At 39.0% G+C, this 24,477-nt stretch carries 23 protein-coding genes and 1 riboswitch; of the genes, 1 reads left to right on the top strand and 22 read right to left on the bottom strand.

The genetic code is table 11. The features are described 5' to 3' along the window. Nucleotides 1-48 precede the first annotated feature (48 nt). A riboswitch (cobalamin riboswitch) is annotated at nucleotides 49-225 on the bottom strand. A gap of 84 nt (nucleotides 226-309) precedes the next feature. Beyond that, complete coding sequence (locus tag MHB40_RS06045; RefSeq protein WP_342442754.1) at nucleotides 310-1,164, bottom strand: DMT family transporter; 855 nt, start codon at nucleotides 1,162-1,164, stop codon at nucleotides 310-312. Between the two features lie 258 nt (nucleotides 1,165-1,422). On the opposite strand from MHB40_RS06045, the gene MHB40_RS06040 reads away from it, so the two are divergent. Next, the gene (locus MHB40_RS06040) at nucleotides 1,423-1,824 is read left to right on the top strand and encodes a hypothetical protein (protein WP_342442753.1); all 402 of its coding nucleotides are present in this window, start codon (nucleotides 1,423-1,425) and stop codon (nucleotides 1,822-1,824) included. 240 nt (nucleotides 1,825-2,064) lie between these two features. Here the strand turns inward: MHB40_RS06040 and MHB40_RS06035 are convergent, their stop codons facing one another. The 21 genes from MHB40_RS06035 to MHB40_RS05935 form a co-directional block, all read right to left on the bottom strand. Then, entirely contained in the window at nucleotides 2,065-2,367 is a 303-nt protein-coding gene (locus tag MHB40_RS06035) for a rhodanese-like domain-containing protein (RefSeq protein ID WP_009371183.1), read from the bottom strand. A gap of 96 nt (nucleotides 2,368-2,463) precedes the next feature. Then, a complete protein-coding gene (gene hfq, locus MHB40_RS06030; RefSeq protein WP_205442062.1) occupies nucleotides 2,464-2,694 on the bottom strand; it encodes an RNA chaperone Hfq in 231 nt (76 codons plus the stop codon). Nucleotides 2,695-2,791: 97 nt separating this feature from the next. Beyond that, complete coding sequence (miaA, locus tag MHB40_RS06025; protein WP_342442752.1) at nucleotides 2,792-3,694, bottom strand: tRNA (adenosine(37)-N6)-dimethylallyltransferase MiaA; 903 nt, start codon at nucleotides 3,692-3,694, stop codon at nucleotides 2,792-2,794. Beyond that, nucleotides 3,681-4,598: an alpha/beta fold hydrolase gene (locus tag MHB40_RS06020; protein WP_342442751.1), complete on the bottom strand. Its 918-nt coding sequence runs from the start codon at nucleotides 4,596-4,598 to the stop codon at nucleotides 3,681-3,683. The genes miaA and MHB40_RS06020 overlap by 14 nt, the downstream gene beginning before the upstream one ends. A gap of 3 nt (nucleotides 4,599-4,601) precedes the next feature. After that, nucleotides 4,602-6,248: a glycerol-3-phosphate dehydrogenase/oxidase gene (locus MHB40_RS06015; protein WP_342442750.1), complete on the bottom strand. Its 1,647-nt coding sequence runs from the start codon at nucleotides 6,246-6,248 to the stop codon at nucleotides 4,602-4,604. Nucleotides 6,249-6,266: 18 nt separating this feature from the next. Next, nucleotides 6,267-7,760, bottom strand: coding sequence for a glycerol kinase GlpK (gene glpK / locus MHB40_RS06010; RefSeq protein ID WP_342442749.1), 1,494 nt, complete (start codon nucleotides 7,758-7,760; stop codon nucleotides 6,267-6,269). A gap of 18 nt (nucleotides 7,761-7,778) precedes the next feature. Continuing rightward, nucleotides 7,779-9,641, bottom strand: coding sequence for a DNA mismatch repair endonuclease MutL (mutL, locus tag MHB40_RS06005; RefSeq protein WP_342442748.1), 1,863 nt, complete (start codon nucleotides 9,639-9,641; stop codon nucleotides 7,779-7,781). Nucleotides 9,642-9,656: 15 nt separating this feature from the next. After that, nucleotides 9,657-12,227 (bottom strand): DNA mismatch repair protein MutS, encoded by a 2,571-nt coding sequence (mutS, locus tag MHB40_RS06000; RefSeq protein ID WP_342442747.1) that lies wholly within the window; start codon nucleotides 12,225-12,227, stop codon nucleotides 9,657-9,659. Between the two features lie 128 nt (nucleotides 12,228-12,355). Continuing rightward, nucleotides 12,356-13,009, bottom strand: coding sequence for an outer spore coat protein CotE (gene cotE, locus MHB40_RS05995; RefSeq protein WP_205442054.1), 654 nt, complete (start codon nucleotides 13,007-13,009; stop codon nucleotides 12,356-12,358). Nucleotides 13,010-13,145: 136 nt separating this feature from the next. Further along, a complete protein-coding gene (locus MHB40_RS05990) occupies nucleotides 13,146-13,583 on the bottom strand; it encodes a RicAFT regulatory complex protein RicA family protein (RefSeq protein ID WP_004225842.1) in 438 nt (145 codons plus the stop codon). Next, nucleotides 13,584-15,128, bottom strand: a complete 1,545-nt coding sequence (gene miaB, locus MHB40_RS05985) for a tRNA (N6-isopentenyl adenosine(37)-C2)-methylthiotransferase MiaB (RefSeq protein ID WP_342442746.1) — start codon at nucleotides 15,126-15,128, stop codon at nucleotides 13,584-13,586. It abuts the gene before it with no gap. Nucleotides 15,129-15,352: 224 nt separating this feature from the next. Continuing rightward, complete coding sequence (locus tag MHB40_RS05980) at nucleotides 15,353-16,621, bottom strand: ATP-grasp domain-containing protein (RefSeq protein ID WP_342442745.1); 1,269 nt, start codon at nucleotides 16,619-16,621, stop codon at nucleotides 15,353-15,355. Between the two features lie 114 nt (nucleotides 16,622-16,735). Beyond that, a complete protein-coding gene (locus MHB40_RS05975; RefSeq protein WP_342442744.1) occupies nucleotides 16,736-17,746 on the bottom strand; it encodes a histidinol phosphate phosphatase domain-containing protein in 1,011 nt (336 codons plus the stop codon). After that, nucleotides 17,746-18,528, bottom strand: coding sequence for a DeoR/GlpR family DNA-binding transcription regulator (locus MHB40_RS05970; RefSeq protein WP_205442049.1), 783 nt, complete (start codon nucleotides 18,526-18,528; stop codon nucleotides 17,746-17,748). The genes MHB40_RS05975 and MHB40_RS05970 overlap by 1 nt, the downstream gene beginning before the upstream one ends. After that, nucleotides 18,525-19,526 (bottom strand): ABC transporter ATP-binding protein, encoded by a 1,002-nt coding sequence (locus tag MHB40_RS05965; protein WP_342534115.1) that lies wholly within the window; start codon nucleotides 19,524-19,526, stop codon nucleotides 18,525-18,527. The genes MHB40_RS05970 and MHB40_RS05965 overlap by 4 nt, the downstream gene beginning before the upstream one ends. Beyond that, complete coding sequence (locus MHB40_RS05960) at nucleotides 19,523-20,308, bottom strand: ABC transporter permease subunit (RefSeq protein WP_342534114.1); 786 nt, start codon at nucleotides 20,306-20,308, stop codon at nucleotides 19,523-19,525. Before MHB40_RS05960 ends, MHB40_RS05965 begins: the two co-directional genes overlap by 4 nt. Further along, on the bottom strand, nucleotides 20,305-21,150 hold the full coding sequence (locus MHB40_RS05955; protein ID WP_342442741.1) for an ABC transporter permease subunit: 846 nt from the start codon (nucleotides 21,148-21,150) through the stop codon (nucleotides 20,305-20,307). Before MHB40_RS05955 ends, MHB40_RS05960 begins: the two co-directional genes overlap by 4 nt. A gap of 72 nt (nucleotides 21,151-21,222) precedes the next feature. After that, entirely contained in the window at nucleotides 21,223-22,059 is an 837-nt protein-coding gene (locus MHB40_RS05950; RefSeq protein WP_342534113.1) for an alkaline phosphatase family protein, read from the bottom strand. Further along, nucleotides 22,049-23,137 carry an extracellular solute-binding protein gene (locus MHB40_RS05945; RefSeq protein WP_342534112.1) on the bottom strand — a complete coding sequence of 363 codons (1,089 nt, stop codon included), beginning with the start codon at nucleotides 23,135-23,137 and terminating at the stop codon, nucleotides 22,049-22,051. The genes MHB40_RS05950 and MHB40_RS05945 overlap by 11 nt, the downstream gene beginning before the upstream one ends. A 235-nt stretch (nucleotides 23,138-23,372) precedes the next feature. Next, complete coding sequence (locus tag MHB40_RS05940) at nucleotides 23,373-23,750, bottom strand: ELKS/Rab6-interacting/CAST family protein (protein ID WP_243456052.1); 378 nt, start codon at nucleotides 23,748-23,750, stop codon at nucleotides 23,373-23,375. A gap of 199 nt (nucleotides 23,751-23,949) precedes the next feature. Next, nucleotides 23,950-24,468, bottom strand: coding sequence for a hypothetical protein (locus MHB40_RS05935; protein WP_342534111.1), 519 nt, complete (start codon nucleotides 24,466-24,468; stop codon nucleotides 23,950-23,952). Nucleotides 24,469-24,477: the final 9 nt, after the last annotated feature.

Below are 24,477 nucleotides of genomic sequence, written 5' to 3'. Positions count from 1 at the left end.
TGTAGTTTATTGTCATGACAAATAAACTACAGACTTTTCCATCATCTATATCTTCTAAAGCATGTAGGCAGGTCTCCTGGCTCAAGTTCAACATCTCATAGCACCTTCCCAGCAATTTGCTAGTGGCATTCACTATGAAACTCCCTTATACAGTGGCGGGTCCGCTAAAGCTTTTCACTTTATTCCCTATTCTCCCTATTGGGCACCTATTGCTTTTATTCAACTACTTTAAATCTACGACAGCTCACTTTTCCTGTCAATATGTGAAAAGTAAACTTGTAAAACTAAACAGTAACACTATAAAGTGGCTTATGTCTTTTCCAATTCACTTAGTAATGTTGAGCCTAATAGAAGAACAGCCCCTATTATTTGTAGGACTGTCATTTGTTCACCAATAATCATTGTTGAGAGTACTAATGATGTCAGTGGATCAATATAGCTAAGAATGGCTATACTTTGACCTTTTAGCTGAGACATGCCTAAAAAGAACAAAAAGAACCCCACACCTGCATGCACAATACCAAGTACTATCAATACTAGAACGAACCCAAAACTAATTTGCATCACTTGAAAACCCGTAGTCCCTACAATATAGAGACAGAGCAAAAATGCAGCTAAAGAGAGTTGGATAATTGTATTTTCGGGCTCTTTTAAACCACGAATACGTTTATTTGTAAAGGTTAGTACCGTGTAAAAGCATGCTGCGATCAAACCATAGACAATACCGATAAAGTGACCACTGTTCTCCATGTTTTGGCTTTGGACAATCAAAAATAGGCCTATTAATGCTACAGCAACATACACTATTTTTCTCCCTACTAACGTCTCTTTTAAAATAATAGGAGATAAACAGATGACCAGTACTGGCGCAAAATAATAACTTAGTGCTGCATTGGCAATGGTCGTTTCCTTATAAGCCTGAAATAAAAATATCCAATTACCGCATAATGCTAAACTTGAAAGCATTAACGGCCATTTATTTTGGACAATCGTGATCCTCGAAAAGCTTTCCTTTTTATAAACAAATATGGCCAACAAAAAACAAGCGCCAATGATACTCATCCAAAAGGCAATTTCACTTGAGGATAAAGGAATAAACTTCGCAAAAACACCGACAGCACCAAAAATAATCATGGACAATACAAATGCTAATTTTCCGCTCATTACAAATTCCTACTTTCTACGTATATCGTTTTAGCCTATACAGTAGAATCTATCGAAATGAGCAAGCTATTATCGAATGCCTAAACAGTAGATTCTACTGCAAAGACATTGTTGGGGGTGCTATGGATCGAAACATACAAAATCCCTCCTTCATTCACTATAATCATAACATATTTCTGAAAATTCAGGATTTAAAATATTAAAATTAGGGGAAGGTTCAGCAAGTAATAAAACAATGAAAAGTTAGGGGAAGATAAAATGAATGCAAAAGAATTAAGAAATGCCAGTGCTGAAACCTGTGAAACGCATGATAGCCTCTATGCCAAGTTGGTAAAACCGATCAATCAACTGCTAATAAATGTCGACGCTTCTATTAGTGAAGAGACAGCAAATAAAATACTAGAAAACTTAAAGTTATTTCATAGTGGTGATAAATACATTACGGAGTGTCATTTCGAGGAGAGTCAAAATTTCTTGAAAGACGGCATTGAGCTTCTCCAAAAGGGTGATTTGGCGAATGGAGCACTACAAATTTATGGCGCTGGTCTAAACTTTGCTAGCTATGCTTCAAAGGTGCAGGGACAAAAAAATGTTCATCTCTACAAAAATTTTGAGGAGAATTTTAATTTCATCATGGACTCCCTGAAAAAACAAGCATAAGAAAAACAAAACCAGCAATAGCTTTTTTGTGAAAGGTGAAAATGGTTTCCGTTGCAGGCTACTTGCTTTCCTGTGGGCGAACGCTAGTGAGGGAAAGCTCCTCGGACGCCCCCTGGAAAGGACGCTGGCAGATCGGAAATCAACCCCTTACCTTGCCAAAAGGTCTTTTTCTGCTAGTGACACGATTTTTTTCAACAACATAAAAAAAGAAAGAGTATATGCTCTTTCTTTTTTCATGGTTTATTTAAATTCTAATTCTCCATCATAAGCCAGCATGCCGCCTTCAAGGTTTGTTACATCAAATCCTTGTGCCTCTAAGTAAGCACAGGCGTTGGCAGAACGAGCACCAGCCTTACACACAATAATATATGGCTTTTCTACATCTAATTCCTCTAAACGTTCAGGGATTGTTCCAAGTGCAATATGCTGAGCGCCTGGAATCATGCCGTGTGCTACTTCATCTTCTTCACGAACATCAATAATATATAGGTCCTCATTTGCATCTAAAAGATCTAATAATTGTGTTGTTTCCATTGTTTTCATTAACTTTGTCCTCCAAAATATCAAATTCCACTATCATTATAGCTTGTAGCAAAAAAAACAGCCAGTGTGGAGAACACTAACTGTTTAACAATCTTTTTATACTTCTGTCTCTAAAAATTCTATTTGTTTTGCTGGAACGAATGTAGAAATGGCGTGCTTGTAGATTAGGTGCTGCTTATTGTCAGCATCCAGCAGTAAAACTGTAAAATTATCATATGATTTCACAGTCCCTTTTAACTGAAATCCGTTTAACAGAAATACAGTTACAAAAACACTGTTTTTTCGTAGTTGGTTCAAGAACGTATCTTGCAAGTTGATTGATTTCATCAAATAGCCTCCCTACTAACTTTCTACCTCTTCATTCCTATAGTAGCACGTTCTACCAATTTATCAATTAGTAATTTTTAGAAATTTTTCTTTATTCTTATAATCGGTCATCTGGTGTAATAAAATGGATATCCATTTTATTGCGGAAATAAGTAAGCTGTCTTTTTGCATAGCGACGGGAATTTTGTTTTAAGCTATCAATGGCTGCTTCTAGGGTACATTTGCCATCCAAATAATCATATAATTCCTTATACCCAATGGCTTGTATAGACTGCACACCTCGGATATTTTGCTGCCATAATCCCTTTACCTCTTCCAAAAGGCCATTTTCCATCATCAAATCAACACGACGGTTAATGCGGTCATAAAGCACCTCACGAGACATATTTTGACCTAGTCCCAAAATAACATGCTTATAAAGGGGTACTTCCCCTCGATTTTGTGCTTCGGCTGCTTTCGAGACACCGCTTAATTCCAGCATTTCTAATGCACGAATAACACGTCGTGTATTATTTGGATGAATTGTCTCCGCTGCTTGAGGGTCTAGTTGTTTTAATTTGTCATGCATTGCCTCAGGGCCAAGCTTTGCTAATTCCTCATAGTAGGCTTTACGTGCTCGCTCATCTACTTTTTCATCAGTAAATTGGAAATCATAGAGGACAGCTTGTACATATAAGCCTGAGCCTCCTACTATAATAGGTAATTTTTGACGAGATTGAATTTCCGCAATCTTTGCGCGTACCAATTTTTGATAGTCTGCCACTGAAAAAGATGCTGTCGGCTCTAAAAAACTTAGTAAATGATGAGGAATGCCCTCCATCTCTTCTTCCGTAATTTTAGCTGTCCCGATATCGAGCCCTTTATATATTTGCATGGAGTCACCATTAATGACTTCACCGTTATATTTCTTTGCCAATTCAATGCTTAAAGCCGTTTTACCAGAGGCAGTCGGTCCCACAATCGCTATGACCTCTGCCTGCTGTAATTTAATTTCTATCATATTTTTCTAACCACCGTATTAAAACTTGAAAGACTGCTTCTTGATTGTCTTCATTTAAAATTTCATGTCGTTTATCCTCGAATAAATAAACCGTTACATCCTCTATGCCCACCGCTGCTAACTGTTCAGCAACTGTGTAAACGCCTAGCCCCTGTTCACCGACGGGATCTTTACTGCCACTTATCAAGAGAATAGGAAGATCTTTTCTTACTCTTGCTAATTCTTTTTTACGATTTAGTGTTGCAAAGCCCGTTGTTAAATCTACAAAAAATTGATTCGTTGGAATAAAGCCACAATAGGGATCGTCTATATACTTTTGCACCTCTTGTTGAACTGAACATAACCAGTCATAGGCAGTCTTTGGATTCGGAAATTGTTTATTAAAGCTACCAAAACTCAGTTGATTTAACAGCTTACTTTCAGTTTCTTTCCCTAGCCCCTTTGCTAATGCTCTGGCTAAAATATTTCCAACAGCATGTAAGGCTGTCACATTTCCAGTACCACAGAGAATAACATTGTTTACTTGTTCTCCGTATAGTTGAATATAGCGTCTAGTAATGAAAGACCCCATACTATGACCAAAAAGAATTAATGGTACATCAGCGTACGATGCATGTAATTGTGTGATCACCTCATGAGCATCTTTTACAACACGCTCAAAGCCGTTTTCTTCAGCAAAGAAGCCTAATGTTCCATTATAAGCTGCCGTTTCACCATGTCCACGATGATCGTGCATCGTCACGACATAGCCTGCTGCGTTGAGTGTTTTCGCAAATGTTAAATAGCGCCCACTGTGCTCTGCCATGCCATGCAAAATGTGAATATGTCCAATACATGGCGTTGAAGGCTCCAATGTTCGAGTGAAGACAAAATGTTCATCTGACATTTGAATATAACGCTCCATCCCTTACTCCCCTTCTTTCACAAAATTTGTTGCATCGATAATGGCTTGCTCTAATTCAGCAATATACCTATTTTTTTGTTCCTCTGTATAATTCAAGCGTTGTTGCATCACCTGAATCACTTGCTGCTTATAAAGCTTTACTGCTTCAATATCAAAGTATAATAAGCCCGTACGACGAATAAAGAAGTCGCTAGGTGTATAGATCATTTCGGCTTCTATGCCATACAGTAGCATAGCATGTAGGGCAAGAGGCATTGTACTGCCATGTTCATGTAAAAATTTCACACGATCAAATAAGGCATCTACATTCGTGCCATACTTTTGTACAAGCTGTTTGGCTTCATCATAATTTAAGCCGTATTGTACACCTTCTCGTGCTTTATAGGCAATATAATCAGGGAAATTAATAGCGTTGATTCCTTTTGCGCCAGAAAGTGCTAGCTCACGTGTTAAACAGGCACTTGCATGCTTGTAACGACGTGCCTTCACAATTTTATCGACAATTGTTTCAGCCATTTGGCGATAGCCTGTGAGTTTGCCACCAGCAATCGTCATTAAACCACTGGGCGCTGTCCATATTTCATCTTTTCTTGAAATTTCAGATGGGTCCTTGCCTTTTTCATAAATTAGTGGTCGTACGCCTGCCCAGGAGGATTCAATTGTTTCTCTTGTAATAGTAGCTGTTGGAAAGACCTTTTTAGCTGCCTCAATTAAATAATCCACATCTTGCTGTGTTGCCACTGGATGTACAGGATTACCCTCAAAAACAGTATCCGTCGTCCCTACATAGGTTTTACCATCTCGAGGAATAGCAAAGGCCATGCGTCCATCGACAATATCAAAATAAACAGCTTGCTTTAGTGGAAAGTCCTTCTGTTTGAGGACAATATGAACGCCCTTTGTCAGACGTAATTGCTTGTTATCTGCTACTTTATCTTTTTGTCGTACGTCATCAACCCAAGGGCCTGTCGCATTTACAATTTGTGCGGCATGGACATCGAGTATGTTACCCGTTACATGATCCTTCACTTTAATGCCAACAAGCTTTTTCTTGTCGTAGATAAATTCCGTCATTTCTGCATAATTGAGGCAAAGTGCTCCATATTCTGCAGCCTTTTTTAATACTTCAATTGTCAGACGGGCATCATCTGTACGGTATTCTACATAGTAGCCGCCACCAACCAATCCATCTTGATTAAGCAAAGGTTCTAATGCTAGGGTTTCTTGGGCGTTTAACATCGTTCTACGTTCATGTTTTTTGACACCCGCCAAGCGATCATAGACCTTTAGTGCCATAGATGTTGTGAATGGACCAAGCGAACCCTTTTTATATAAAGGTAATAGCATTTTTTCAGGCGTTGTCACATGTACCGCATTATCATAAACGATTTCACGCTCTCGCCCAACTTCCGCTACAACTCCTACGTCAAATTGCTTTAAATACCGCAGGCCACCATGAATCAGTTTGGTTGATCGGCTCGACGTACCAGCTGAAAAATCCTGCATATCAATTAATGCGACAGAAAGGCCTCTTGATGCGGCATCTAATGCAATTCCTGCACCTGTAATACCACCACCAATGACTAATACGTCAAAGCTATAGTGCTCTAGATAATATAAAATTTTTGGTCGCTGCTCAAATGAAAACATACCTTTCTCCCCCAATAGCTATGATTTAAAAATTCGTGTTGCCTCTACAGCCTTCTGCCAGCCAGTGTACAGAGCTGTGGCTTGCACTTCATCCATGTGAGGTTGGTAGGTTTGCCCACTCACCCATAATGTGGATAAAGCCTCTTGATTTGGCCAAAAGCTTGTCGCGAGCCCCGCTAAATAGGCTGCACCGAGTGCTGTCGACTCATTCAGTTTTGCTAGTTCAACTTGTAGCTGTAAAACATCACTTTGGAACTGCATTAAAAATTGATTTTTGACAGCTCCACCATCTACACGGAGTACTTCAATCGGAGTACCCGCTGCTTCCTCCATTGCATCCAGTACATCTTTCGTTTGATAGGCTAATGATTCAAGTGTTGCGCGAATAAAATGTTCTTTTGATGTTCCTCGTGTTAAGCCAAAAATGGCACCACGAGCATCAGTATCCCAGTAAGGTGTACCGAGCCCAACAAAGGCGGGGACAACATAGACGCCATCCGTATTGTCTACTTTTCTAGCATAGGTTTCAGAATCCTCAGCTGTACGAATCATCCGTAGTCCATCCCGAAGCCATTGGATAGCTGACCCTGCTACAAAAACACTACCTTCCAATGCATAGGTCACCGTCCCATCTATTCCCCAAGCAATGGTCGTCAATAAACCATTTTCAGATGTCACTGCCTGCTGTCCAGTATTTAATAGCATAAAGCAGCCTGTGCCATACGTGTTTTTCGCCATTCCTTTGGTAAAGCAAGTTTGACCAAAAAGTGCGGCTTGCTGATCACCCGCAATACCAGCAATCGGGATTCTTTCTCCAAAGAATATACTTGGAGCCGTTTCTGTGTATATTTCTGATGAATTCCTTACTTCAGGGAGCATGGACATCGGAATATCTAAAAGCTGGCAAAGTTCCTCATCCCACTGCAATTCGTGAATATTGTAGAGCAAAGTTCGAGCTGCGTTTGAGTAATCGGTCACATGGGCCTTTCCCTTTGATAATCGCCAAACTATCCAGGAATCAATCGTGCCGAATAATAAATCTCCATTGTTAGCCTTTTCACGGGCGCCATCCACATTATCTAAGATCCATTTAATTTTTGTCGCTGAAAAATAAGCATCTAGGCGTAGCCCTGTCTTTTGCTGAAAACGTTCTTCATGCCCCTGTTCTTTTAAGGCATTCACTATGTCCTGTGTTTGGCGTGATTGCCAGACAATCGCATTGTAAATCGGCTGACCTGTGTGTTTATCCCACACAACGGTCGTTTCGCGCTGATTGGTAATACCGATCGCATGAACCTCACTTGCTTCATGCCCACTTTCGGTCAATACGGCTGCAATAACGGACAAAATAGAGCCCCATATTTCATTTGCATTATGCTCTACCCAGCCAGCCTTTGGAAAAATTTGTTGAAATTCCTTTTGTGCGACATGAACAATTTCACCTTTTTTATTAAATAAAATGGCTCTTGAACTTGTCGTTCCTTGATCAATCGCTAAAATAAATTCGCCCATCCATTTTCCCCCTTTTCATTACATAACCCGTTTGAACATTTTTTCCACTTCATATGATGTAAAATGGATAAGCACTGGACGTCCGTGTGGGCATGTAAATGGATTATCTGCATTGCGTAAATCTCGTAGCAATATTTCCATTTGTTCTTTTGTTAAATAATGATTGGCTTTGATCGATTTCTTACAGCTCATCATAATCGCTGCTGCCTCACGTAGTTTTTTGATATCAGCCTTTTTAGTTGTCAGCACCTGTTCAATTAAATCCTCAATGATTTCCTGTTCCTCCCCTTGTGGGAACCAGCTCGGATGCTCACGCACAACGAAAGATGACTGTCCAAATTCCTCTAAGAATACGCCTACAGCTTCTAACTCATGCTTGTGCTCTCGTAATATCAGTGCCTCATCAGCTGCATAATGGAATGTTAGTGGTAACAATAATGCCTGACGTTCATGAGGATTGACTTGACCGACTTTTTCACGGAAAAATTCGTATTTAATGCGTTCCTGTGCAGCATGCTGATCAATTAAGTAAAAACCATCCTCCATTTGCGCGACAATGTATGTGCCATGGATTTGCCCTACTACTTCTAGTTCAGGAAAAGGTTCCTTCGTAGGTGCCTCTTCCAATACTTCCGAATGTGCAACGATCGTTACTTCATCAACTGTTTCAGCCTCCATTTGTGGTGTTGGCTGCCAACTTTCCTCCTGAACAGTAGAAATAGGCATAGGCTCCACTATCTGTTCACGATTGTTTTCTTGAATGGTTTGGACATCATAAAGTTTTTCTACGATGGCATTCATTTTCTCCACATTAATCTTAGGGGCAGGCTTCCAAATATTTAATTGCTCCGTAACTGGTTTAACGATTTTTTCTTTCTTCTCCATTTGTGGGACTCGAATAATGTTGCGTATCTTTTCACGAATGGTTTCTTCTATTAACTTCAAAAGCTCAGGCTCTTTACTTAAACGAATTTGATGTTTTGCAGGATGCACATTCACATCTGTTAAGTAGGGATCACCCTCTATATAAAGAACAACTATTGGAAAACGCTCAATAGGTAAATACGTATGATAGGCATCGACAATAGCCTTTTGTACTAAATAATGCTTGACCCAGCGACCATTGACAAATAGGGACATATAATTTTTAGAAGCACGTGTTACCTCTGGTAAGGTTACAAAGCCAGAAATTCGATAATCATATGACTCGCCTTGGAATGACACCATTTTCTTGGCATTATGTACACCATAAATAGCAGCAAGTACTTGTTGTACATCTCCTCGACCATTTGTTTGCAGTAATTGTTGACCATTATGCAGTAATCTGAATGCAATTTGTGGGTTACCAAGTGCGAGGCGATTCATCAGGTCTATTGTATGCCCAAGTTCGGTTTGAATGGTTTTCATATATTTTAAGCGGGCGGGTGTATTAAAGAATAGCTGTGATACTGTTAAATCAGTCCCTTTGCGCAACGGACCAGGCTTATGAGTGAGGATATGTCCACCTTCAAGCTCTAAATGTGTACCAGATTCACCATTTGATGTAATCAATGTCATTTTGGAAACAGAGGCAATAGATGCTAAAGCCTCACCACGGAAGCCAAGTGTTCGAATACGGAATAAATCATGTTCTTGATGAATTTTACTAGTAGCATGACGAGAGAATGATATTACTGCATCCTCTTCATCCATACCGCTACCATTATCTATTACTTGAATGGAAGTGAGACCCGCTTCTAGTAAAAAAACATCAATGGACGTACTTCCAGCATCAATAGCATTTTCCACTAGCTCTTTGACAACAGAAGCTGGTCTTTCTACTACCTCTCCTGCTGCGATTTTATTGGATAGCCATTCGTCCATAATTTGTATGTTTCCCACTAACGTATCACTCCTTTATTTTTTAGCGTTCACTAGCTCTTGCTGTAGCTCATATAAAATATTCATCGCCTGCATTGGTGATGTACCTAGAATATTTACCTTTTCTAATTTCTTTAGCACCTCTGCCTCGGCTGGTGAAAGTGGCTCTGCCTCTGCAAATAAAGACATCTGCACTGGTTGTTCAGCTATCACCTGTGTTTCGGCAACTACCTCTTTCCCTGCCTCAAAGTTCTCAAGTAATACACGTGCTCTAGCTAAAATTTCTTCTGGTAATTGAGCAAGCTGTGCCACATGAATACCATAGGATTTATCAGCCGCGCCTTTTTTCACCTTATGCAGGAAAACGACCGTACCATTTTTTTCAGTGGCCGAAACATGCACATTTTGTAAGCGTGGCAAATCCTTTTCAAGTGCTGTCAATTCATGATAGTGCGTAGAAAATAACGTATTTGCTCCAATTTTGTCATGAATATACTCCATCATCGATTGTGCCAAACTCATACCATCATAGGTTGATGTTCCACGTCCAATTTCATCAAATAGCATCAAGCTATTTTTCGTTGCATGCATAATAGCATGTTGTGATTCAAGCATCTCCACCATAAATGTAGATTGCCCTGCTGCTAAATCATCGGCCGCTCCAATTCGAGTAAAAATTTGATCGGTAATAGGCAATTTTGCTTTTTCAGCAGGTACATAGCAGCCCATTTGTGCCATGACAACAATTAATGCTACTTGACGCATATAAGTACTTTTACCAGACATATTCGGTCCTGTAATAAGCATCATATTGTTCTGCTCTTCTAGCACACAATCGTTTGGTACATACATTTGCTTATTCAACATTTTTTCAACTACAGGATGGCGTCCTTCTATAATTTTCAGGGCACGTCCACCATGAAATTCTGGTTTCGTAAAACGGTATTTTTCTGAGACGCTCGCAAAGCTTAGTAAAACATCTAACTCACTAATGCTTGCTGCCAGTGCTTGGACACGTGGAATATAAGCTTTTAATGCATCACGAATTTCCACAAACAGGTTGTACTCTAATGTTAAGCTTTCTTCTTCAGCATTTAAAATCAATGCTTCTTTTTCTTTTAGTTCCTGTGTAATATAGCGCTCCGCATTCGCCAGCGTTTGTTTGCGCTCATAGCGTGTTAAATCCGCTAAATGAATATTTGATTTTGTAATTTCAATATAGTAACCAAAAATGCGATTATAGCCTATTTTTAAATTTTTAATACCCGTTTTCACACGTTCTTCTTGTTCAAGCTGGGCAATCCAATCCTTACCATTACGAGCAGCATAGCGAAGTTCGTCTAAGCGTTCATTATAGCCATCACGGATGACATCCCCTTCTTTAATGGTAATAGGTGGATTATCTGTAATCGCTTTTGCTAACAGTTCCTCGACATCTGTACATGTATCAAGTTCCACACCTAATTGCTGTAATGTTTCTTTATTTGACCCCATCAACTGTTGCTGAATAGCTGGCACTTGACGTAAAGAATCACGCAATTGGGCTAAATCTCGTCCACCCACATTGCCAAAAGCAACACGACCAGCCAACCGCTCTAAATCATATACTTGTTTTAAGGATGCTTGAAGCTCTGTTCGTACAAAATATTCTTCCAATAAATCCGTAACAATCGCTAGTCTAGCTTCTATAGCTGAATGTGTGGCAAGCGGCTGGTGTAGCCATTGTTTTAATTTTCGCCCACCCATCGCTGTCACGGTGTCATCTAATAACCATAAAAGTGTCCCTTTTTGATCTCCACCACGAATTGATTGAATAAGCTCTAAATTTCGCTTAGAGCTAGAATCAATACGTAAATAATTTTTGATTTCATTAAACGTGAATGCTTGAATATGTGATAAAGATCGCATTTGCGTTTGATCGATATAAGCTAACAAGCGAAGACACGCAATTTGTAACGGTTGTGGTACAGCTTCTAAATAGCTTGCTGCTTTGTCCATAGACATTTCATTCACTTCAATCGAAAGCACGATACCAGCATTGACGGCATGCTCTGCTAACAATAGCTGCAAACTATCCGTTACAATAAGCTCTCGAATACCATAAGCCTGCATTTGCATTAATAATGCTTTCTCATCGCCTTCAATAGACGACACCACTGCTTCACCTGTTGATAAATCTAAATAAGCGTAGCCAAATGTTGTGTCATCTAGTTGCTCTGCCGCGCCAATAAAATGATTGGATTTACCATCAAGTGCCTTCCCTTCCATAATTGTTCCTGGTGTGATAAGCCGAACCACTTCACGTTTGACCACACCTTTTGCTTGCTTTGGATCTTCTGTTTGTTCACAAACGGCCACTTTATAGCCTTTTTGCACAAGTGTTTCAATATAATTTTTAGCCGAATGATGCGGCACACCGCACATTGGTATTCGCTCTTTTGCGCCTGCATCTCGGCTTGTTAATGTAATCTCTAAAATTTGTGAGGCATTGATAGCATCCTCAAAAAACATTTCATAAAAGTCACCTAATCTAAAAAATAAAAAGGCATCTTTGTAATCTTCCTTTACCTGTAGATACTGTTGCATCATTGGTGTATAAGTTGTCATATCACTATTTCCCTCGCTCTTGCCTTATAGATATTTTTATTATAACAAAAGATACATGCGAAACGCTTCATTCACCTTTTTTAAGATGCTAGCATTTCGCATGTATCAAAAAATGATGTTTTTTAAACTTATCTTGGTCGTTCATCAGGAAACGATGAAGACTCTAACACATACCTACCTTCTCCTTCAGGACTTGAAGATGAGCTGGAACTAGAGCTTGATGAGGATGAAGATGAACTTTCATCATTAAGGCTCCAATCTTCTTCATAGTCTAGTGGATGGACACTAATACAAATTGTTGTTTCACCCATTACTTCCACAACTACTTCACGTTCCACTACAATTTCAAACTTCGTACCACATGGAGAGATAATCGCTTCAATACAATTTGGCTCTTGTATCACACGTACACGAACGTCATCACCAACGCTAATTTCACCTTCTCGATAGTGAAGCTTCACTTTGTCTTTATAGTGAATCGTTTCAGAAAACACAGCTGTTTTCGAATGATTACTATAGGCATACCACACATTGACATCAAATTTCCCTGTTACTTCTACAAATTTCCCGACTCTTTTTGCAGAGCAAGTGTGATTGATTACCCAGCATCCTAAAATACTTGTCGGTTTATTTGTTGGTGATAATGTCACACGTTCTTCCGTTCTCTTCTTCCCTTTGGCAACTACTGCTTTCGTCACGATTTGTCGTAAACGTTTCAGCGCAATTCCTCCTTCGACTCTTTTCACTCCATCATATGCAGGTAGCGCCCATTGGGTGAACATATATTTTTAGAGAATGAAAAGTATCGTCCAGATCTTTTTCCGTGAGAGGTCTGCTATAGCGTGGGAATGCTTCAATAGAAGAAGACATGAAAAAAGCTCGAATGCTGTCATTCGAGCTTTGATTTCCAAGGGTTTATTAGGAGCAACTACCTGGCTGAGTATTTTCTACGTATGAACCCGTTTCACCACGAAGAACATCGCCACCAGTTGAGCGAATAATTTCATTTGTAACATTATTCGCGATGGTATTCGATACCAGTTGCAATAAATCATTCACATCGCCTTGTGATTCTTTAAATTGTTGCACAACTGGGATAGCATTAATTTCTTCTTCGATTTTAGCAATTTTATCTTCAATCATTTTTAATGCTTTTTCTTTCCCTAAGTGTTGGAAATTAACCGCTTGTTTTTGTAAGCTTTTTAAGCTTGCAATACGTTCACGTACTTGTTGATTTTCATTAATCTGTGCTTCTGCCTTTTTGAAAAATTCAACCTCTGGCGTATTTGCAATCATATGTGCAATTTCATGTGATTTTTTAATTAAATCTTCTTTTGTATATAAGACTTGTGTCATTTACGCTTCCACCTTTTCATTTTTTACGACTTCCAAAAATTCACCAGTAAGTGAATAAGATGTAGTCTCTGTTATTTTTACTTTTACTAATTGACCAATTACTTCTGCTGGTGCTTTAAAGTTAACTAAACGATTTTTCCGCGTATAGCCTGCTAGCACATCGTCGCGTCGTTTACTTGTACCTTCAACTAATACTTCGACAACCTCACCATTTAAACGCTCTAATGCTTTGCGTGAGTATTCACCCACTACTTCATTTAAACGTTGAAGACGCTCTTTTTTCACCTCTTCAGGTACATTGTCGATCATTTTTGCAGCTGGTGTTCCTTCACGTGGAGAATAAATATACGTAAACGCTGCCTCAAAGCCGACTTCACGGTATAAGGACAATGTTTCCTCAAATTGCTCCTCTGTTTCATTCGGATAGCCAACGATAATATCTGTTGTTAATGTTACTTCAGGTATGGCAGCTTTAATTCTGTCCACTAAACCTAGGAAATGCTCGCGTGTATATTTACGCGCCATAATTTTTAAGACATCATTCGAGCCAGATTGTACTGGTAAATGGATATGCTCCACTAAGTTGCCACGTTTTGCAAGAACTTCGATTAAATAATCATCAAAGTCACGTGGATGACTCGTTGTAAAACGTATCCGTGGAATATCAATCTTTCTTAATTCATCCATTAAATCACCAAGACGATAATCAATATCCTCAAAATCTTTGCCGTAAGCGTTGACATTTTGTCCCAGCAACATAATTTCTTTGTAGCCCGCTGCCGCTAGCTCACGTATTTCAGCAATGATTTCCTCTGGTCGGCGACTACGCTCTTTACCTCGTGTATACGGAACGATACAATACGTACAGAATTTATCGCACCCATACATAATATTAACCCAAGCCTTAATGGAACCAAGACGTTTTTTCGGCAGATTTTCAATGACATCGCCTTCTTTAGACCAAACCTCTATCACCATTTCCTTCGACATGTAAGCTTCTTTTAAAATGTTCGGCAAACGGTGAATATTATGTGTACCAAATACCATATCGACATGTGGGTAGCTTCTTAAAATTTTATTAACAACAGATTCCTCTTGCGACATACAGCCACAAACCCCGATTAGCATCTCAGGGTTTTTTCGTTTATATTTCAGCAGGAAACCAAGTTCTCCAAATACTTTGTTTTCTGCATTTTCACGAATAGCACATGTATTTAGCAAGACAACGTCAGCCTCTTCAATCACCTCTGTTGGTGTGTAGCCCAGCTGCATAAAAATCCCAGCCATTACTTCTGTGTCATGCTCATTCATTTGGCAGCCATAAGTACGAATATAGAAGGTGCGATCTTTGCCCATTCCTGCGAACTCTTCTGCAATGCTAAAATCCTTATGATACTTGACATCTTCTTTCCCACGTTTTTTAGCATCTTTTAAGGAAGGAGCCGTAAAGACCTTCTCAAAATATTTACTATAATCCTTTTCAGGCTTGTCTTCTTTTTTTGGTTGATTGACTTGTTGATTAGCTAAGCGTTGTTCCTCATTCATCGCAATCAGGTAACTCCTTTCAAACGAAATCCATGCACTTGAATTCCCATTTTATTATTATACTGAATAGTTGATACTTCCTACAAGGTTTGCGCCTCAAATGTCGTGGTTTCGACTTAATTATATGAAGATAGGCGTAATTATCCATCCGCTTTGATGTTCTATCCTTCCGTTAGGGCTTTGTATCCTCCTGTTTTGAAGCGCAATCCTTCAGTTTGCATATGCTAACCATTGCTTTCATTAAAATACTTGCTGTACTTTACATGTAAATACGAATCATACAATTTCAACTTCATCCAACGCTTTATATTCATATCTTCTTTATACAGTAATGCATTCGTGTATTGCCCTTCTTTCATTAATTGCTTTGCTTCAATTTTTAATTTTTCATTCTTCATGTATTTAAATAATGTTTTTGGAGGAAGTAGTGACCATACATGCTTCGTCTGGACATATGTTCGCTCATGATTAACCTGGAATAAATAATCATCCACCACATACTGCATTAAATTATGACCACTCGCTGTCACATAGTAGCTTGAAGCCCCTGCTCGCAAATTCATTTCAAATAGCTTATATTCCCCATCTCTAGCGTCATATTTCATATCAAAATTAGCAAAACCTGTATAGCCAATTTCCTCTAAAAAATGGCGGATTGATTCCATTAGCTGTTCATCATAGTCCGTCATGACAGCTAAAGAAATACCTTTATTTTGCGGAGATGGATCTTCAAGTAGCTTGTTGCTTACACACATCAACTTTACTTTTTGATCCCTTCCTACATATACATCTAGTACACGTATATAGGAATCATCGCCTGGAATAAATTCTTGAACGATTAAGGCATCTTGATAACTAGAACGATAAATACTGCGAATGATGTGCTGCATCTCGTCTGCATCATGCACTAAAAATATTTTTTTCTTCTCAGGAAAGGAACTATTCGTATAGGTCACGGCATTGGAAGGTTTAATAATAATGGGATACTGGATCGGGAGTTCACTATTTGCATGATGTTCCTTTGTGATGATCATGGTTTTGGGGTATTTTAACTGATATTTATCACAAAGCTGGTAAAACTTTTCCTTTGTTTGCACCATTTTTAGTAAAGCCTGATCAATATAAGGTAAAATAAAGTACTTTTCAAGCAGCTCTTTATTTTTAATGATAAGCTCTGCATAATAGCAGTCACAAACTAATAAAATCAATTTCTTTTGTTGGCACTGCATGGCCAATGCGACTAGCGCTTGTACAAAACGGCTAGGATCATCTAAATGTTCCACATATTGAAAATCCAGAATACCGCTATTTTGCGTGGCAATTCCCTGAGAGCCTCCCAAAAAGAGTGAGCGCATCGTTCTCCCTTTTTTAGCTGGCTCAATGACAAGACTTTTGATGCGATAGGCTTCATAAAAAGAGCGGGCTACCCCATAGGCATGCTGACCCGATTGAATAATAATTGGCAAAAAGGGTTGTTCTTTAATGGATGTCAATTTGATTCGCCTCACATTATAAAAATGAATTTAATCATTTGTATGCGAGCTAAATTGTACTTATGTAATACAAATAAAAGGCACTACAATGAAACTTTAGTGCCTTTTCTCTACCTATAACGTGATCATTTTTTTAACTCGCTGCTCAAAAGCGACAATGGCTTGAACGCCATAACCCTTTAGTAGCTCAGTATTGGCAAATGTATATTTACCTAAATCATCCGGGAAATGCGCATCAGAGGATACGGTAAAAGCAACTCCATGGGCAAGTAAGGTTTGTAAAAAAAGAGGACCCGGACACATTTCCTTTACAGGGTAGCGATAATACAGCCCGGCATTGATTTCAGTGGCGGTTTGAGTAGACGTTAGTGCCTGTGCAATACGTTTATACCAAACTTCAAGAAAAGCACGATCCTCCACTTGATAATTAAATACTTTAAAGTTATCTAAATGGGCAACAAAATCAAACATATTAGAAAGAATCATTTGCTCAACTACTCCAAAAAATCGCTCATAACTTTGTTGTAAAGTGGGCTGATCCATTTGCTCAAAAAGATATTGTGTTTGCGGATTATCAAAGCCCCAACCATCAACAAAGTGAACTGAACCAATCACATAATCCCAAGGATAACCAGCCAGTAAAGCCGTTAATTCCTCCTCCCCACCAACAAAATAATCTGCCTCTATACCAAGCCTTAGTGTAATGCCATGTTGACGCCATTTTTCCTTTGCCTGCTGAATGGTCGTGACAAAAGCATCTATATTTTCTGTCATCACACGATCCAGCCAATAGCGCTGTATTTGTCCAATCTCGCTATCATCTAGCCTCATAAAGCGCTCAAAATAGGCCCGTGTTTCTTGAAAACGATATAAATGATCAACAATACCTACCTCACGCAAGCCAAGCCGTTTTGCCTGTTCGAGATATAAATCCAACCATTCCTCACTATAACAGCCATTTTTCACACGTTGTGCTAGCCGCTGTACTTGACAGGTCATTTGTTGCTTAGAGCCTTTTTCCGTCTCATCCTCCTGATGGAAAAACGCCAGTGCCTGTGATGTACGCTCTAGCCAGCGAAATGAATAGGGTCCCTCTTCTAAATGTACATGATAATCAATTGTCATCAGCTCTTCCCTCCATTACATACCGTCCATTTTTCCTCATAAGCTTGCCATTCTAATGGACAAGTGCTTTCGCAAAGAATTTCTGTACATTCATCAAGATGACAGATTTGAAAAAATGATTTGCCATTGATTTTGGCTGCATCCGCTAATAAATAACTCACCTTACTATGCTTGAGCATTTTCTTAGAAATAAGAGATTCATCCAAATCGTAATCATAAACAATGCCCTCACTAATGCCACCACACGATAAAAAGGCCTTATCAAAATTCATATTATCTAGCATTTCTAACGTCATAGCACCTGCAACTGAAGATTGTTTTGGATTCGCAGTGCCCCCTAGTAATATGACCTTGCCTGTCATGCGTCGTTCTTCAATAGCTAAATTAAATTGAATAGCTGCTGCAATCGAATTCGTGACAACTGTTATATCATCAACAGCTAATAAAAAATCGGCCATATGTACCGTTGTAGTACCTGTATCTACTGCAATAGTATCGCCGTCGCAAATGCGTTTTGCTGCCATACGAGCAATTTGTCGCTTTGCCTCCTTTTGCATTTGTAGCTTGCGTAAAAACACCGGTTCATTGCGTACGTTTGTGTATTTAATAGCCCCACCATGAACTCTTGATAATAAATGCTGTTGCTCTAATTCATCAAAATCTCGGCGAATGGTTTCTGGTGCTACTTGAAGGGCATCGGCAATATTGGCAACAATAATTTTTCCTTCTATATCTAATTGTTTTAAAATAAATTCAAATCTTTCCAGTTTTGCGTAAGTCATGCTAATGCAATCACATCTTCTTGTGCGACATAACACTTATAGGTTTTTCCCATTTCAATCGAATAGCCTTGTTGATGCAGTTGTTCCATTGTAAACGCCATTTCCCCATCAAACGTAGTACGAATAATATTGCCACTCATTAATGATTGTTTGGCAATTCCGGAGAGACACAAATCTCCATCTCTTTGATCGAGATGCAATGCTTCAGGTCGAATGGCAAATTTAGAGGATTGCGCTACTAAAGATTTTCCAAGCATTTTCTCTAAAGACTGGCGTGGAAAGACATTATAATGACCGATGAAATTAGCAATAAATTCATTATTCGGTCTCGTATAGATTTCTGTTGGTGTACCATTTTGCGCAATATGGCCATTATTCATGACGAATATTCTATCCGAAACAGCCATCGCCTCCTCCTGATCATGTGTAACTAGAATCATTGTCATATTTAATTTTCGTTGAATTGCTCGTAAATCGGCTTGTAGTTTCTTGCGAATTTGAGCATCAAGCGCACTAAGCGGTTCATCTAATAACAGTACTTTAGGGCGGACAATTAATGCACGTGCCAGAGCAACACGCTGCTGTTGTCCCCCAGATAATTCTTTCGGGTAAGCATTGGCTTTCTCACTTAAATGAACAAGTGCTAGCATTTCTTGAACACGCTGTTCAATATCTGCCTTACTGACTTTTTGCATATGCAAACCAAAAGCAACATTTTCTAGCACAGTCATATTAGGAAAAAGTGCATAGGATTGAAAGACCATGCCCACTTGACGATCCTTCGGTTGTACGCCACTCATATCTTTTCCTTCAATCAAAATTTTACCTGCCGATGCATCTGTTAAGCCAGCAACAATGCGCAAAATGGTACTCTTTCCACAGCCACTAGGACCTAACAGTGTGATAAATTCACCCTTTTGAATTTCCATATGAATATTGGTTAAAACAGTTGCTTGTCCATATTTTTTATGAAGTCCTTCAATAACAAGATAACTCATAGATTTGTAGCACCTTTCGATCGTTTCGTTACGATTGCAATGACAAATGTTAATAGACCCATTAGCACGAGATAGATGAAAACAACTGCACTAGCAATATGTCCACTTGTGCTAAGCTTTTTCATTAAATAAATTTGAACTGTTTCAAAGCGAGAGCCAACAACAAGATTAATCAAGACAAATTCACCAAATAAGACAGAGAAGGATAACAATGCACCTGCAAATAAGCCTGGATAAACGGTAGGCAGTAAGATTTTTGTGAATGCTTGCCTTTTGGATGCACCTAGCAATTGAGCCGCATCAAGTAGCTGCCTCGCATCTATATTTCTTAAACTATTTCGTGTACCTTGATAGATATAAGGAAGAATTCCCACAACATAGGCGCCTAAAACAACGAATATCATCGGTATACCTATTTTGCTATAAACGCGTATAAGCCCTACTGCTAAAATAATTCCTGGGAAAGAATACACCATCACCACTGCCATCTGTATCCATTTCTCATATTTAGGAAAGTACAGGACGATGACAAAGATAGCTGGCACAATAACGAGGAGTGCGATACTAACTGCACCACCTGCTAAAAGTACTGACCGGCCAAATGCCTGAATAAATTCGGTATCCTGAAACAATGTGGCAAGCCATTTGAATGTGAGTCCCTCTGGCAATATCGTTTTATTCCATTTTGTTGCAAACGCATAGAGCATCGTTGCCAACACTGGTAATAGTAAATACCCCCCTAACAGAAGGAAGAAAAAATCAGCCAAGCCACGCTTTTTCATTTTACTTTCCTCCTTGTTTTAGAGATACTCCACTCACTAATAAGCATGGCCGTCACCATTGTCACTGCTAATATGACCGCAATGGCACTGGCTAGCTCTGGCTGAGCAAATATATCACCTTTTATTAAGGAGCCAATACGAATCGCCACTAAATTATAATTACTGCTTGTTAATGCATAAGCAGAGGCATACGCCCCCATTGCATTGGCGAACAATACACTAAAGGTTCCCACAATCCCTGGAAGCATAACCGGTAAACCAATTTTCAGCCAAAACTGCCAGCTAGATGCCCCTAGAAGGGCTGCTGCCTCCTTCCATTGCTGCTGTATCCCATCATAAATGGGATATAGCAGCATAAGCGATAATGGTAGTTGAAAATAAATATAAATAAGTAACAAACCGCCCCAGCTATAAAGAGAAAAGGACGTCAACACATCAATATCCCATTTGTCAAATAACAATGTAAATAAACCACTATTGCCAAGTAAAACAATAAAAGCAAATGCTAGCGGAATGCCTGAAAAATTGGATGTTAAGTTCGTTAGTATTAAAATTTTCTCCCGTACTGGCTCAGAAAACTTCATCATGGCATAGACAGCAAACAATGTGACAAACAATGCAATGACAGCCGAGATAACGGACAATGTTATGCTATTTTTAAAGCCTTGCAAAATATAATCGTTCGTAAAAATGGACTTGTATTGCGCCAGTGTAAAGCCCTCACTATTTTGAAAGCTCGTAATAAGCATATACAGTAAAGGTACTAGGAAAAATAATAAGAGTAGAACAAGAAAAGGCGAAAGCCAAGCAATGGACTGCCGCTTCGATATCAACACAACCACTTCTTTCTATAATTACTTGCGGCTCAAGAGGGATAGTAGTCGCTCCAACCTAAAAGGAGCGACTACTCCTAGTTACACCTCTTTTGCTGTATACACACCTTCTAGCAAAAGGGGTACCATATCATCCGCAGGCTCCATATTTAATAAATGACAGCACAGTGGCGCAATTTGTAATTGCGAAATAATGCCTTCTTTTATACCAGCCTTTACAGAATCTGATATGACAAACAGTGGCACATGACGATCCTCATGCGTTGTTCCACCATGATTGCCATCACTTGTCATACCATGGTCAGCTGTCACAATTACCTCATAGCCTTGTGCCATACACTTTGGAATAAATAATGAAAGTAAGGCATCCATCGCCAACACACGATTGCGATATTGAGCAGAATCCGCCGTAAATTTGTGGCCATCATCATCAACATTCATTGGATGAATATAAAGGAAATCAGGTTGCTTTTGATCCATTAACCATGCTGCATCGGCAAACACATGACTATCTGGATAATGATCCTCAAAATAGAACATACCGTTGTCAATTGGTAATTGTGTATCGAGTTGTAGCCTGTCTTCCATATGATTAAAGGGCGCTCTATTATAAAGCTCACTTACCCAATAATAGGCGGAGGCTGCGGTGGACAAACCATGCTCCTTTGCGACATGAAAGACACTTTGTTGATTCGATAAACGCACAGTCATATTGCTAGTAACGCCATGCACAATGGGGGATGTACCCGTTAAAATTGTCTCATACAATGGTCTGGATAATGATGGTACCTCTGCGCAAATCTTATAGCGAGCAGCCACCTGACGCTCGACTAAATGGTGCAAAAATCCCATATGTGTACAGGCTGTATCAAAACGCAATGCATCGATGACAATAAGAACCACTTTGTTATTTTGCATGGATTAACACCTGCTCTTGATAAAGCTGAGGGATTTGCTTCGTCGTGTCTTCCCATTTCTTTTGATCTTTTACTGGCTGTGCATTCGTATACATATCTGCTGGTAATAATAAGTCTTTTACTTCCTGAGGAAGGTCTACTTTATCTCGAATCGGACGCGCATAGCCTTTTGCTAAATTTTCTTGACCAGCATCTGAAAGAATATATTCACGTGCTAGCATGGCAGCATGTGGGTTTTTGGCATATTTATTAATTACCGTTGCATAACCAGAAGTGACAGATCCTTCTTTTGGTATCACTACATCGAAGCGCTCCTCATCGATTTGGTGACGATAGCCTAGTGCATTAAAATCCCATAAGATTGCAACATCTATTTCACCTTTTTCTAGGTTTGCTACTGATGGATCCCCCTGTAAACGCCCTTGCTTCGCTAATTCGGCAAAGAAATCAATGCCTGGCTGGATGTTCGACTCATCCCCTCCAAAGGCCATTGCTGCTGCTAAAATAGCAAACTGTGCTTGGTTAGCCGTTAATGCATCCCCAATACTGACTGTATAATCCCCATTTTTCAGATCTTCCCATGATGTTGGGGCATTCTTCACATTATTTTTATCTGTCAAAAAAGAAATGGTTCCTGTATAGCCAACAATCCAGTGTCCTTCTTCGTCTTTAGCCCAATCAGGTATTTCATCCCAATACGACGTTTTGTATGGTAATGTTAAGCCCTTGTCCTTAGCGATTGGTCCAAAAGCAATTCCGACATCTCCAATATCTGCTGTAGCATCATCTTTCTCTGCTTCAAACTTCGCTAACTCCTCGGCACTCGACATGTCCGTATCCTTGTGTTTGATGCTATATTCGGTCCCGAGTTCCTCCCAAGTTTCTACCCAGTTCGCCCATGTATCTGGCATACCAACAGAATTAACAGTGCCCTCTTCTTTTGCTTTTTCTGTAATTTCTTCAAGCGATAAATCCTCGTTTACCTCATTTGCACTAGATGAACTGTCAGAACAAGCTGCCAACATGGAAATGGCTAATGCACCGATTAGACCTTTTTTCCACAGTTTTTGAATTGCCATGTGTTGGACCCTCCATTTGTTTTGCTTTATTTTTATTTGCTTACATCCGTAATGGTATAAAACAAACATTAAGCAAGTATGGAGGTGTTAAAAATATTTAGTAAAAATTATTGAGGAATTATAAATATCTATGAAAATAATGAATAAGTGAAGTAGAATTGTAAAGTTGTATGAGGAGAATAAGGAAAAACCTAGGTATGTGTACGTTTGCTTTACAGACGTACACATACCTAGGTTATTTGGAGAGACCTAAAAAATCAGCATATGTATGCGGCTCATTTTCCTTGAGAATTGTTAAAAATGTAAATGCCAGTTGTACAACTGACCACCATCTCATATTGTACGACATCTCAAAACGAGAAGGTTCTAATGAAAAGACATCTTGAAAAATATCTAGCGGCTCTATTTGCTCATCCTTTAAAATGGATAGAAAGCCAAGAAATAACGTATGATCTTTGACTTCAATCAGTTTGTCCTCTACAAGAGCATCAATATTTTCAGGCTGCTGAAAATTACATTGTGTAGCTACATAACGTTCTAAATCCTGAGCACGCTTTCGGTCTTCACGTTCCTTTTTTTTTGCAATAAAATCAATGACGTTATTCACGTTCATCGCCTCTTTTTTTCTTTTATTGTAGCATTTTTTTAAGGAAGAATGCCTGAAATAGCCCCACTCTTTTCTATAATAGAAAGATCTTTAGGCATTTTTATTCACCAATGACAAGGGTATGAAGTGGCGATGTTCCATCTGAATAAAGCCCTCAAACTGTGTAAAAAAATCGTTCTATTGGATGCTTCCTCATAAGCTTGACTTAAATGGTTTGTTTTTTAGTAAATTCCTCTAAAAAAGTAGTCAGTTGATGAAATTCCACAGAGAAAACATCTTGCATACCAAAATAGCCCTCTTTTTCATCAATAACCTTGGCAAACTTTTTATAAAGACGATGAATATAGCCATGATGGCGATAAGCATAAAACTGGACTTCCTTCACTTCTGGATGTTCTTCTAAAATATGATTAAGCATTTGTAGAAAACCATTAACAAAGGATCGACTATTTTGATAATCTTTTTTTAATAGCGCACAATCAATAAAAACGATATTTTTATTTTTAAATTGATCTTCTCGTATACCCAATGTATAGCTCGCCGCCGCGATTACTTCCTGTTGTGGATTTTGAAAGAGAAGCAGATTTGTCTCTTCTATCATGACATATAAACTACCTAGTGTATCTAAAATTGGATACATATCATCAAATATATTTCTATTTTGCAAAAAGAAAACCGCGAATTTTTCATAATCCTTGTCAGTCTTACATTGCACTATTTCCATTCCTTTTCC

The organism is Lysinibacillus sp. FSL K6-0057 (assembly GCF_038630885.1).
Classification (GTDB): domain Bacteria; phylum Bacillota; class Bacilli; order Bacillales_A; family Planococcaceae; genus Lysinibacillus; species Lysinibacillus fusiformis_F.
Note: the sequence above shows the minus strand (reverse complement) of the source record. Positions and strands in the feature narration are given on the sequence as shown.

Excerpts from the sequence above, each read along its gene's own strand:
- glpK (WP_342442749.1), bottom strand. The coding sequence starts at position 7,760 with ATGGGCGAATTTATTTTAGCGATTGATCAAGGAACGACAAGTTCAAGA.
- MHB40_RS06045 (WP_342442754.1), bottom strand. The coding sequence starts at position 1,164 with ATGAGCGGAAAATTAGCATTTGTATTGTCCATGATTATTTTTGGTGCT.
- MHB40_RS05940 (WP_243456052.1), bottom strand. The coding sequence starts at position 23,750 with ATGAACGTGAATAACGTCATTGATTTTATTGCAAAAAAAAAGGAACGT.
- MHB40_RS05975 (WP_342442744.1), bottom strand. The coding sequence starts at position 17,746 with ATGACAATTGATTATCATGTACATTTAGAAGAGGGACCCTATTCATTT.
- MHB40_RS06040 (WP_342442753.1), top strand. The coding sequence starts at position 1,423 with ATGAATGCAAAAGAATTAAGAAATGCCAGTGCTGAAACCTGTGAAACG.
- miaA (WP_342442752.1), bottom strand. The coding sequence starts at position 3,694 with ATGATAGAAATTAAATTACAGCAGGCAGAGGTCATAGCGATTGTGGGA.
- MHB40_RS05950 (WP_342534113.1), bottom strand. The coding sequence starts at position 22,059 with ATGCAAAATAACAAAGTGGTTCTTATTGTCATCGATGCATTGCGTTTT.
- MHB40_RS06035 (WP_009371183.1), bottom strand. The coding sequence starts at position 2,367 with ATGAAAACAATGGAAACAACACAATTATTAGATCTTTTAGATGCAAAT.
- MHB40_RS06015 (WP_342442750.1), bottom strand. The coding sequence starts at position 6,248 with ATGTTTTCATTTGAGCAGCGACCAAAAATTTTATATTATCTAGAGCAC.
- mutS (WP_342442747.1), bottom strand. The coding sequence starts at position 12,227 with ATGACAACTTATACACCAATGATGCAACAGTATCTACAGGTAAAGGAA.
- MHB40_RS05945 (WP_342534112.1), bottom strand. The coding sequence starts at position 23,137 with ATGGCAATTCAAAAACTGTGGAAAAAAGGTCTAATCGGTGCATTAGCC.
- hfq (WP_205442062.1), bottom strand. The coding sequence starts at position 2,694 with ATGAAATCAATCAACTTGCAAGATACGTTCTTGAACCAACTACGAAAA.
- MHB40_RS05970 (WP_205442049.1), bottom strand. The coding sequence starts at position 18,528 with ATGACTTACGCAAAACTGGAAAGATTTGAATTTATTTTAAAACAATTA.
- MHB40_RS05960 (WP_342534114.1), bottom strand. The coding sequence starts at position 20,308 with ATGAAAAAGCGTGGCTTGGCTGATTTTTTCTTCCTTCTGTTAGGGGGG.
- MHB40_RS06020 (WP_342442751.1), bottom strand. The coding sequence starts at position 4,598 with ATGGAGCGTTATATTCAAATGTCAGATGAACATTTTGTCTTCACTCGA.
- miaB (WP_342442746.1), bottom strand. The coding sequence starts at position 15,128 with ATGAATGAGGAACAACGCTTAGCTAATCAACAAGTCAATCAACCAAAA.
- MHB40_RS05965 (WP_342534115.1), bottom strand. The coding sequence starts at position 19,526 with ATGAGTTATCTTGTTATTGAAGGACTTCATAAAAAATATGGACAAGCA.
- MHB40_RS05935 (WP_342534111.1), bottom strand. The coding sequence starts at position 24,468 with ATGGAAATAGTGCAATGTAAGACTGACAAGGATTATGAAAAATTCGCG.
- MHB40_RS05990 (WP_004225842.1), bottom strand. The coding sequence starts at position 13,583 with ATGACACAAGTCTTATATACAAAAGAAGATTTAATTAAAAAATCACAT.
- cotE (WP_205442054.1), bottom strand. The coding sequence starts at position 13,009 with ATGTTCACCCAATGGGCGCTACCTGCATATGATGGAGTGAAAAGAGTC.